The 11,096-nt window shown below is 25.9% G+C and carries 12 protein-coding genes; 4 read left to right on the top strand and 8 right to left on the bottom strand.

Annotated features, from left to right (window positions below; all coding sequences use genetic code 11):
* A partial coding sequence (locus CRU93_RS11830; protein WP_164967676.1) for an FAD-dependent oxidoreductase occupies positions 1-163 on the bottom strand: 163 nt, incomplete at its 3' end.
* 199 nt (positions 164-362) lie between these two features.
* On the opposite strand from CRU93_RS11830, the gene CRU93_RS11825 reads away from it, so the two are divergent.
* Both CRU93_RS11825 and CRU93_RS11820 read left to right on the top strand, forming a co-directional pair.
* Complete coding sequence (locus CRU93_RS11825; protein WP_129104410.1) at positions 363-959, top strand: peroxiredoxin; 597 nt, start codon at positions 363-365, stop codon at positions 957-959.
* Between the two features lie 129 nt (positions 960-1,088).
* Positions 1,089-2,990, top strand: a complete 1,902-nt coding sequence (locus tag CRU93_RS11820) for a cache domain-containing protein (RefSeq protein ID WP_129104409.1) — start codon at positions 1,089-1,091, stop codon at positions 2,988-2,990.
* Here CRU93_RS11820 and CRU93_RS11815 read toward each other — a convergent pair.
* Positions 2,982-3,833, bottom strand: a complete 852-nt coding sequence (locus CRU93_RS11815) for a hypothetical protein (protein ID WP_129104408.1) — start codon at positions 3,831-3,833, stop codon at positions 2,982-2,984. The two genes, CRU93_RS11820 and CRU93_RS11815, sit on opposite strands and share 9 nt — an antisense overlap.
* A gap of 127 nt (positions 3,834-3,960) precedes the next feature.
* Here CRU93_RS11815 and CRU93_RS11810 point away from each other — a divergent pair, with 127 nt between their 5' ends.
* Entirely contained in the window at positions 3,961-5,475 is a 1,515-nt protein-coding gene (locus CRU93_RS11810; RefSeq protein ID WP_129104407.1) for a PAS domain S-box protein, read from the top strand.
* A gap of 31 nt (positions 5,476-5,506) precedes the next feature.
* Here CRU93_RS11810 and purT read toward each other — a convergent pair whose 3' ends face one another.
* Genes purT through CRU93_RS11790 form a run of 4 tightly spaced genes read right to left on the bottom strand, consistent with a single transcriptional unit; the run spans position 5,507 to position 8,615 of the window.
* Positions 5,507-6,673 (bottom strand): formate-dependent phosphoribosylglycinamide formyltransferase, encoded by a 1,167-nt coding sequence (gene purT / locus CRU93_RS11805; protein WP_129104406.1) that lies wholly within the window; start codon positions 6,671-6,673, stop codon positions 5,507-5,509.
* Positions 6,674-6,685: 12 nt separating this feature from the next.
* Positions 6,686-7,426 (bottom strand): diaminopimelate epimerase, encoded by a 741-nt coding sequence (dapF, locus tag CRU93_RS11800; protein ID WP_129104405.1) that lies wholly within the window; start codon positions 7,424-7,426, stop codon positions 6,686-6,688.
* A complete protein-coding gene (gene coaE / locus CRU93_RS11795) occupies positions 7,423-8,013 on the bottom strand; it encodes a dephospho-CoA kinase (RefSeq protein WP_129104404.1) in 591 nt (196 codons plus the stop codon). Before coaE ends, dapF begins: the two co-directional genes overlap by 4 nt.
* Before the next feature lie 47 nt (positions 8,014-8,060).
* Entirely contained in the window at positions 8,061-8,615 is a 555-nt protein-coding gene (locus CRU93_RS11790) for a spermidine synthase (RefSeq protein WP_129104403.1), read from the bottom strand.
* 190 nt (positions 8,616-8,805) lie between these two features.
* Here CRU93_RS11790 and purM point away from each other — a divergent pair, with 190 nt between their 5' ends.
* On the top strand, positions 8,806-9,801 hold the full coding sequence (gene purM, locus CRU93_RS11785; RefSeq protein WP_129104402.1) for a phosphoribosylformylglycinamidine cyclo-ligase: 996 nt from the start codon (positions 8,806-8,808) through the stop codon (positions 9,799-9,801).
* 24 nt (positions 9,802-9,825) lie between these two features.
* Here the strand turns inward: purM and CRU93_RS11780 are convergent, their stop codons facing one another.
* Both CRU93_RS11780 and CRU93_RS11775 read right to left on the bottom strand, forming a co-directional pair.
* On the bottom strand, positions 9,826-10,527 hold the full coding sequence (locus tag CRU93_RS11780) for a pirin family protein (protein WP_129104401.1): 702 nt from the start codon (positions 10,525-10,527) through the stop codon (positions 9,826-9,828).
* The gene (locus CRU93_RS11775) at positions 10,528-11,028 is read right to left on the bottom strand and encodes an NAD(P)H-dependent oxidoreductase (protein ID WP_129104400.1); all 501 of its coding nucleotides are present in this window, start codon (positions 11,026-11,028) and stop codon (positions 10,528-10,530) included.
* Between the last annotated feature and the right edge of the window lie 68 nt (positions 11,029-11,096).

The raw sequence follows: 11,096 nt of genomic DNA, 5'->3' as shown, positions 1-11,096 counted from the left end.
CTTCTAACTGTCCAGGATAATTTTCAATTTCAGAACTACCAGTAATTTGTCCTCCTGGCATTCCCATCTCAAACATTACTACATCTTTTAATCCACCTCTTGTTGAGTATAACCCAGCTGTTAATCCCGCTGGCCCTCCTCCTATTATTGCTAAATCTAACATTTTTAATTCCTTATTTTAATCTATTTTAATAATTATGATGGAATTATATCCTCTAAAGGATAAAAATTTTCTTAAGAAAAAGATTATAATTAAATAAAAAATATCTTAATTTTTTAATATAATAATTATTCAATAAAATAGATTAAAAAAAAATATGTACAATTTCGGCATAAAAACAAAAAATATTAAAGGAAAAAAAATGTTAGTAACAAACAAAGCTATAGATTTCACAGCAGCAGCTGTATTAGAAGATGGTCAAATTGTAGAGGATTTTAATTTATATAATAATATAGGAGAAAAAGGTGCAGTAGTATTTTTCTATCCAATGGACTTTACATTTGTATGCCCATCTGAAATTATTGCTTTCTCTAAAAGAATTGATGAGTTTAAAGAAAGAGGAATTAATGTAATTGGAGTATCAGTAGATTCACAATTTTCACACTTTGCATGGAGAGAAACACCAGTAGAACAAGGTGGAATTGGAAGAATAAGATTCCCATTAGTTGCAGATATAACAAAACAAATTTCAAAAGATTTTGATGTATTATTCGAAGAATCAGTAGCACTAAGAGGATCATTTTTATTAGACAAAGATGGAACAGTAAGACATTCAGTAATAAATGACTTACCATTAGGAAGAAATATAGATGAAATGGTAAGAATGGTAGATACTATGATATTTACAAATGAGCATGGTGAAGTTTGTCCTGCTGGATGGAACAAAGGTGATGAAGGAATGAAAGCAGATAAAGATGGTGTTGCTTCATATCTTTCTAAAAATGAAGGTAATTTATAATAAACACTAAAAGTGGTAGGTTTTCTGCCACTTTTATAAAATTAATTCAAAATAAAACTTTTTATGTAATTTAAATGTAAAATAATTAATAAATAAGTATAATTTATAAAAATAAAAAAAAGTTTTTATATGTTATCAAAAAAAGAAAAAAAAATCTTAACTCTGATAAAATTTTTTCCTATCGTAATAATATTTATTACTGCACTTACCACATCAACGCTTTTCTTAACAGAACATGAAAAACATTACAATGGACAATTACAAAATATTAGAAATACTTTCATAAAAACACAACAAATCAAAATAAAAAATGAAGTAGATAGAATTTATGAGTATATTTCATTTCATAAAAAAAATAGTGAAAAAAAAATAAAAGAAGTAGTAAAAGTACAAGTAAATGAAGCATATAGCATTTTAGAAGGTTTATATAATAATTATAAAGATACTAAAACTAAAAGACAAATTATTAAAATGTATAAAGCTTCATTGAGAAATATACGCTTTTTAAAAAATAGAGGATATTTTTATGTATATGATATGAATGGTACAAATATTTTTCATGGTCTATCTTCAGATTTAGAAGGCAGTTTTTTATATTATCATAAAGATATAGCAGGTAAAAGAGTTATTCAAAATATGATTGAAAAATTAAAGAAAAATTCTGAGACTTATGATGAATGGTATTGGGAAAAACCAAATAGTAATAAAGTTCAAAGAAAAATTGGTTATCAAAAATTATTTAAACCTTATAATATTTTTGTGGGTTCAGGAGAGTATGTAGAAGATTTTGAAAATGAATTAAAAGATAAAATACTAGAATATATTTCAAATATTAAATATTTAAATAATAGAAAGATTACAATTTTAGATAGACAAGGCAATGTAATAACTACTAAAAATAGTGATTTAGTTGGAAAAAATTTGTATAAAATTGATAAAAAAAACTCAAGTTTATATAAAAGAATACTCTCTTTTAAAGGTGATCAAAGTAAATATATAAGCGTTAATGATAATACAATTTTTAATGATACAAAATATAAAAAACTTACTTTATATTTAAGATCTTATAGCCAATGGAAATGGGTAATTCTTTCATCATTTTATGAAGAGACTTTAGAGCATGAAATTGAAACAAATGTTAATGTTTTAAAAAAAGGTGATAATAAAGTATTAACAAATTTTGTACTAATTGTCACTTTTTTATGTTTAATTATGATTATTTTGTCTTTATATGTTACTGATTTTTTAGAAAAGAGTTTCTTTAAGTATCAAAAGAAAATAATAGATGAAATGCAGATGAATAGAGATAAAGATAATATGATTGCACAACAATCAAAAATGGCAAGTATGGGAGAGATGATTGGTAATATTGCACATCAATGGAGACAGCCATTATCTGCAATTTCAACGGCTGTTACTGGATTAAAATTTGAAAAAGAGATGGGTATTTTAGAAGATGATAACTTTATAAGGGGAATGGATAGTATTCATGATTCTGTAATTTATTTATCTAAAACAATTGATGATTTTAGAAACTTTTTTAAACCAAATAAAATAAAAACAATCTTTCAATTAAAAGATACAATTCAAAAAACACTAAATATTTTGAGTTCACAGTTTAATATGAATGAGATATATTTTGTAAAAAATATTGAGGATGTAAAAGTTTTTGGTCAAGAAAATGAATTAATTCAAGTGTTAATAAATATATTAAATAATGCAAGAGATGAACTAAAAAAAATTCCAGATGATAGATTTATATTTATTGATGTTTTAAAAGAGGGTAATAAAGCTAAATTAATTATTAAAGATAGTGCAGGTGGAATTCCTCCTGATATTATAAAAAAAGTTTTTGAACCATATTTTACTACAAAACCCGAAAATGGCACAGGTATTGGTCTTCATATGTCAAAGCAGATTATTGAAGATAGTTTACAAGGAACAATCGAAGTTCAAAATAATACTTTTGAATATAAAAATAAAGAGTATAAAGGTGCTAAGTTTACAATGACTTTTGATATATCAAATTAAATAATTTGATATATCTTCTTGTGTTTGAAGAACAAAAGCACTATTTGTATTTATATTTGTACCTTTTTTTGCTTCATGTAAAAGTATTGATCCATTTATATTTTTATTGATATCTACTTGTCCTGTTTCAAATAAGCTTGCATCGTAAATATTGTAATCTTCGTAAGTACTATTTTTTAAAAGTTGTTCTTTTATTTCATTTGAACAAACGACTGCGATGCTTATTTTGTTGTTTAAATAATTCTTTAAATCTTCCCACGAGTCAATAAGTTTACCTTTATTTAATCCCGCTCTTGAATAAATAAGTGTGTAGTTTGATGGTAGTTTTTTTCTATTTTTTAATATATCATATTTTGTATAATCAAAAAAATCAACTTCAGGGAAAAGTTCCATTATATTACTATATTTTTTTTGTTTATATTCAAACTCTTCTTTTTCCCATAAAATATCAGAAGTTTTATTTAGTTGTACAAGAAGTTTTAGATTATCTTTTTTAGCTTTTCTTTTTAATGCTTTTATCTCTTTTATGAGTTTTTCAAAAAATTCATCTTTTTGTAATAAAAACTTAAATGTTCTTTTTATTCTTGCTTGTTTTATTTTATTTTTACTAAAGTGTGCATTTTGAAATAATCCATTATGATAAATGCAAGCTGCAACACATCCATTTGTAGATTTTTTACATAGATTAACTTTACTTAAATTTATTTTTTTTGGATCATATTCAATTCCATACATAGGTGCGTGCATAATATTTTTTTGTGCAGCTAAATATAAAGTGGCAGTTATTGTATTTTCTTTTATTTTTTTTGATAATAGATTTGTGGTATCGTAATTAAATTGCAAAACATTTCCTTTTAAGACTCAGTAAGGCGGGTATTATATAAAGATAAAGATTAAATAACATATAATAAAGTTTACAAACTAAGGTAAATTTTCAAATTAATCTATCTAGTTTTAATAAAGGTTTGTTATGACTAAAGTCGAAGAAGAAGAGCTTTACAACTATTTAAATATTACAAGAGGTTTATACCTTATTTTAGACAAAGAAGGAAATATTCTTTTTGCAAATGAAAAAGTATGTGAATTAGTAGAAGTCTCTTATAATAGAATAAAAAGGATGAATTGGATTGAAACATTTATCCCTAATGATTTAAAAAGCTATATAAAAAATATTATTAATCAAATATCAAGTAAAAATTTAGCTCTTTCTGAATATGTAGAAAATGAAATAGTTACAATAAAAGGTGAAAAAAAATTTATCTCTTGGAGAAATAGATATATAGAAGAAGATGGTGAAGTATCTAAAATCATATGTTCTGGAGAAGATAAGACAAAGACAAAAGAGATAGAAGAGTATATAGAAGAAAAAGAAGAGCGTTTAAAAGCAATTTTTGACTTTTCACCTTTAGGAATATTTATAACAGATAAAACAGGAAAAATATTAGAAGCTAACCTGTCTTTTTTAAATATGATTGGTTTTACTCAAGAAGAAATTTTAGGAAAAAGTTATTTAGACATTACATATGAGAATAGCATGAATGCTGATGAAGAGAGATTTAATAAGTTAATTGATAATGAAATTGGCATGTATAAAGTAACAAAAAAATATAAAACTAAAAATAATAAAACTCTTTGGGTAAATGTAACTGTATCAACAATAAAAGATCAACATAATGAAGTTTTATATGTATTAGCAATTATTGAAGATATTACAGATATAAAATTGACACAGAAAAAATTAAAAGATAATGAAGAGATGCTTCATCATCAATCAAAAATGGCAGCAATGGGTGAGATGCTTGAAAATATTGCACACCAATGGCGACAACCATTATCAGTAATTACTACAAGTGCTAGTAGCGTAAAACTTCATAAAGAACTAGGTACTTTAACAGATGATTTTTTAGATGAAATTTTAGATGCAATAGTAAAATCAGGAAATCACTTATCTCAAACTATAGATGATTTTAGAGATTTTTTTAAACCAAATAGACAAAAAGTTATTTTTGATATTAGTGATTGTTATAGAAAAGCACTATTTTTATTAAGTTCAAAACTTAAAAATAGAGAAATAAATATAGTAGAAAATATTGAAAGTATTTCAATAACAGGATTTGATAATGAACTTATTCAAGTTATTATGAATTTGATTAATAATGCAAGAGATGCATTAGAAGAGAATAAACAAATAGAAAAAAGGTATATTTTTATAAATATACATAAAGAAAATTCAAATGTAATCTTTGAAATAATAGATAATGCAGGTGGAATAAAAGAAGAAATTAAAAATAAAATCTTTGAACCATACTTTACTACAAAACATAAAAGTTTAGGTACAGGAATTGGACTTTATATGTCTGAAGAGATTCTTGTTAAACATATGAATGGACAAATAAATGTCAAAAATAGAAATTTTAAATATGAAGGTAAATCATATAAAGGTGCTCAATTTACTATTAAAATACCTATTGAAAATAATAATTAAAAGTGAATAGTAAGACTATTCACTTTTATATTTAGTCAGAAAAATTTTGAATTAATTTTTTTGCTTGTTCTAATGCTTTTTCACTACTATTTTTATCAAATGACAAGGCTACTGCCATTCTTCTTCCTTCATGACTTTGTGGTTTACCAAATACTCTAATATAAGAAGTATCTGTAAATACTTCATCTTTTATATTAATTAAAGGATTAAACGTGTCATTTTTAGCTTTATATGCTGCACTTGCTCCCGCTCCATAATCAATAAAATTTAATGGAAGACCAAGAACTGCTCTTATATGAAGTGCAAATTCACTCTGACTTTGAGTAATCATTGTAACCATTCCTGTATCATGAGGTCTTGGACTTACCTCACTAAAGTAAACTTCATCACCTTTTACAAATAGCTCAACACCAAAAATTCCTCTTCCACCTAAACCATCAGTGATTTTTTTAGCAATTTGCTTCGATTTTTCTTTTGCAATTTCACTCATATTCATTGGTTGCCACGAGAAAATATAGTCACCATCTTGTTGAATATGTCCTATTGGTTCACAAAATACAGTTTGATTTTCATTTCTTGCAGTTAATAGAGTTATTTCATAATCAAATTTAATAAATTCTTCAACAATTAATTCACTCGCATCTCCTCTTGCTTCTTTAGCAAGTTCCCAAGAATTAGGTAAATCTTCAGCACTTTTAGCAATACTTTGCCCATGTCCAGAAGAACTCATAACTGGTTTTATAACGCAAGGAAAGCCAATATTATTTGCTGATTTTTCTAATGCTTCATATGTAGATACAAACTCATATTTAGAAGTTGGAATATTTAAATCTACTGCAGCAAATTCTCTTATATTTTTTCTATTCATAGTTTTATTAACAGCATCTGCATTTGGAATTATATGAAATCCTTCTTCTTCAGCAGTAAAAAGCGCATCAATATTAATTGCTTCAACTTCTGGTAAAATAAAATCTGGTTTTTCTCTTCTAATTACATCAAGAATCTCATCTTTATTTTTCATATTAATTGTATATGATTTACTTGCTACAAGTTGTGCTGGAGCATTATTATAGCTGTCAACCGCAATTGTTTCAATTCCTAATCTTTGCGCTTCTATTATTACTTCTTTACCTAGTTCTCCACTTCCAAGAAGCATAACTTTTATTGAATCTGATTTTAATGGTGCACTAAATTTCATATTTCCTCTCTTTTAATTAATTGATGTTGTAAAAACTTTTTTTACAGCACCTTTGAAGTATAGTGTTTCTTCTTTTTTAGTAAGTGTTAATTCCTCATTACTTTTTGGATAAACATTTGCAATATTATCTACAAGGTTTAAATTATTAGCCCTTAAAAAACAAGCTGCCATTCCAGTTCCACAAGCTAATGTTTCACCTTCTACACCTCTTTCATAAGTTCTTACATAAATTTTTCTATTTTCTACTTTTGCAAAATTTACATTTGCATTGTATTCATATCTCATTTTAGAAGCAAGATTATTATCATATTTTTCTAAGTCATCAACAATAGTAACAAGGTGTGGAACTCCTGTATCAACTAAAAACCAAGTAAATCCCTCTTGTTCAAATTCATCTTTTATTAAAACAGGTTTTGTAAGTTGAGTTTCTACTATATCGCCTTGAACACTTGATTCTATAGTTCCTGCACCAGTTAAGAATTTCATATTTGAACAAGCCAATTTATTTGAATAAGCATAATGAGCACAAGCTCTAGTACCATTTCCACACATTGCAGCATGGCTTCCATCGCTATTATAAAATAGCCATTCAAAATCAAAATCATTATTTGGAATAAGTACAATTAGTCCATCTGCACCAATTCCTTCTGTTCTGTTACATAATTTTATGGCTTCATTTGAATAATCTTTTTTTGTAAATGAGTGGAATATAACAAAGTCATTTCCACTCGCACTATATTTTGTATATGTCATAAAATCTCTCCAATAATTCTCTCTACTTCTTTTTGTAGATTTTTTAAATCTTTTGAGTTATCAATAATTAAATCAGCTAACTCTTTTTTCTTTTCAATATCCATTTGATTTGAAATCTTTAATTTTGCTTCCTCTTTTGTTATATTATCTCTATTCATTAATCTTTCTATTTGGATATGATTAGGGGTATAAACAACTAAAGATTTAGCAATTGGATAATGCATCTTCTCAAAAAATAGAGGAATATCAATAAAATAAGGCTTGTTTGCATCTTCAAACACTTTTGATTCTTTAATTATTTCTTCTTTTATTAAAGGATGAAGTAATTGTTCAAGTTTCAATTTATTTTGTTCATTTGAAAATATTATTTTACCAAGCTTTTTTCTTAATACTTTTCCATTTTCAATATATTGGCTTCCAAACATAGAAGCTATCTTTGCACTATTTTCATCTAATAATCTATGTGCAATTTTATCTGCATCAATAGTTAGAAAACCGTGAAGTTTTAAAAGATTACAAACAGTGCTTTTACCTGTTGATATACCACCTGTTAAGGCTATTGCATTTTTAAACAAATCATTATTCATAGTAAGATTTTACTATAATAATGATTTATTTTTGTTTTAATTGAGAGTTATCTTTTTGCTATTGTTGTTAGTGCTTTATGAATACTTGCAGGAAATACAAAAGAAGCTGAATGAATTTCAGTAGAGTAATACTCTAAATCATCTAAAATATCAGATCTTTGTAAAATTATATCTGCAGTTGGATGATATTTTTTAGATGCAATAATAGATGTATTGTGACCAAATTTAAAAGGCATTGCTATCCAAAATTTAGTACCAACAAGTTTTAAATCATTAATTAATCTATCTTTATCTTTTTGAAAAGCAGCAGTAGAAAATGTAATTAACCCATCATCTTTTAAAATTCTATCAATATTTGCTAAAATCATTTCATCTAATTGAACATCAGTTAAGATAACCACATCAATATTTTTTTCATTTTTAGAAGTTAAAAGTGAAATATCTCCAAATTCAATATTTCCTGAGTGTTTTTTTGCTTGTTCTTTAAGATCTTGTGAATTTGATCCAATAATTAAAATATTTTTTGGCTCTTTATGCGTACATAAAGGAACATGTACCATCATTTCATTAAAAGCATGATTATCATTCATTGAAGCTGACATAAACCCGTCCTTTTTTTTTATAAAATTTTCGATATAATACCACAAAAATTTTAAATTACATAGATGTATTTGTATGTGTTAAAAAATTACAGAAAGTTTTAATATCAATTATGTTAATGCTTATTTGACTTTTTATAGATGCAAGTATATATTGCTTTAAACTCGTAAAACATAACAAAAAAGGTAAATAATGTCTAAAGTTAGCTATAAAGACGCCGGTGTTGATATTGATGCAGGAAATCAGTTTGTAGAAAATATTAAGCCACATGTAAAATCAACTCTAATCCCAGGTGTATTAGGTGGTATTGGTTCATTTGCAGGAGCATTTGAGTTACCATCAGGATATAAAAAACCAGTCCTTCTTTCTGGAACAGATGGTGTTGGAACAAAATTAAAATTAGCAATTGATGCAAAAAAATTTGATACAGTTGGTATTGATTTAGTTGCTATGTGCACAAATGATTTATTATGTAACTTTGGTGAACCTCTATTTTTCTTAGATTACTATGCAACTGCAAAACTTGAAGTTGAAGAAGCATCTGATGTTGTAAAAGGAATTGCACAAGGGTGTATTCAAAGTGAATGCGCATTAGTGGGTGGAGAAACTGCTGAAATGCCAGGAATGTATAAAGAGGGTGATTTTGATTTAGCAGGTTTTTGTGTAGGTATTGCAGAAAAAGATGAATTAAATAGAATAGAAAAAGTAAATGCAGGTGATACTTTAATTGCACTTCCAAGTTCAGGTATCCACTCAAATGGTTTCTCTTTAGTTAGAAAACTTCTTTTAGAAAAATTAGGAATGTCTTTAGAAGATGACTTCCAAGGAAAAACTTTAAAAGATGTATTATTAGAACCAACTAGAATATATGTAAAAGAGTTCAAAGCAAATAAAGATAATATTAATGCATTAGCACATATTACAGGTGGAGGAATAACTGAGAATCTTCCAAGAGTATTACCTGATAATCTTAAAGCAATTGTTTATAGAGATAAAATTAAAACATTACCAATTTTTGATTTTATGAGTGAACATGTAGAACTTGATGAAATGTATAGAACTTTTAATATGGGTGTTGGTATGGTATTAGTTGTTAATCCATCTAATGTTGATGCTATATTACAAAATACTGATGGTTATGTTATTGGTGAATTAGCAGAAGGTAAAAAAGAAGTAGAATTTAAATAATTTTATTTTATAAAAAGAGGAGATTTACTCCTCTTTCATCTCAATAAATAAAAAGTGAGAATTTTCAAGTGCAGTAATTGATAAATTATTATTTTTTGTTATTTCTAGTGCATCACCTTCATTTAATATTATTTCATTAATTTGGCAACTTCCTTCAATTTGTACAAAATAAACTTGTCTATTTTTTTCAATTTTATACTCTATTGTTTTATTCTCATTTAGTTCTGAAACAAATACATTAATATCTTGATATACATTTACCTTAGAATTTTGTTTTTTTGAAGATACAATATTTAATAACTTATTAGTTCTATGCTTTTTTTTGTATCTATAAGAACCATAAAGTTTTTCTAAATTTCTTTTAGGAGGTATAATCCATATTTGCAATAATCTTAAATCTTCATCTTGAAGATTATGTTCACTATGAAATATTCCATCACCTGCACTTAAATATTGAACTTCACCTCTATTTAAAGTCTCTTCATTCCCCATAGAGTCTTTGTGCGTAATGCTTCCTTTTACTACATATGAAATTATTTCCATATTATCATGTGGATGTGTATCAAATCCACTATGAGGATGAATTATATCGTCATTTAATACTCTTAAAACACCAAAATTCATATTTGAAGGATTGTAATATTGAGCAAAAGAGAAATGAAATCTACTCTCAAGCCATCCTAAATTTGATGTTCCCATATTTTCTTTTGGTATTTTCTTTAACATCTATTTTCCTATATGAATATATTCATTAATAATAGTTTTTAATTCATATTCATCAATTTTTAGTGAATAAGTAGTGATAATTTCTCTTGGTGCAACAATTGCTCCAAGTTTTGTGAATTGATTTCTTGTTGAATTCATAAAATCTTTTCCATTACTTCCAGAGTGAGTAGCTAATTGAATTGTTTTTAAAGAAAATAGTTCTCTAAAATTTTCCCCAATTCTTGAAATCCATGCGATAAAGTTCACTAAAACTGGTGGTACATTAAAGTTATATTCTGGAGAAACAAATATATATCCTTTAGCAGTTTTCATTTGTTCTGCTAAATCAAGTGCAACTTTTGGTATTCCATCATTTTGCTCTTTTGTTGTATCATACATTGGTAAATTTAGATTAACTAGATTAATTATTTCACAATTTTCCCCATGATCTTTTAACTCATCTTTTATTCTATTTGCTAATTTTACATTTTCATTTAAACTTGAAACAAAAATTAAATACATTTAATATCCTTTATTACTAGTTAGTATTATAATTGTTATTATAATACTAATTAATACTAATGTCAAGT

The organism is Arcobacter sp. CECT 8985, from assembly GCF_004116495.1.
Taxonomy (GTDB): domain Bacteria; phylum Campylobacterota; class Campylobacteria; order Campylobacterales; family Arcobacteraceae; genus Malaciobacter.
The sequence above is the reverse complement of the archived record's forward strand: the minus strand, read 5'-3'. Positions and strand labels throughout refer to the sequence as shown.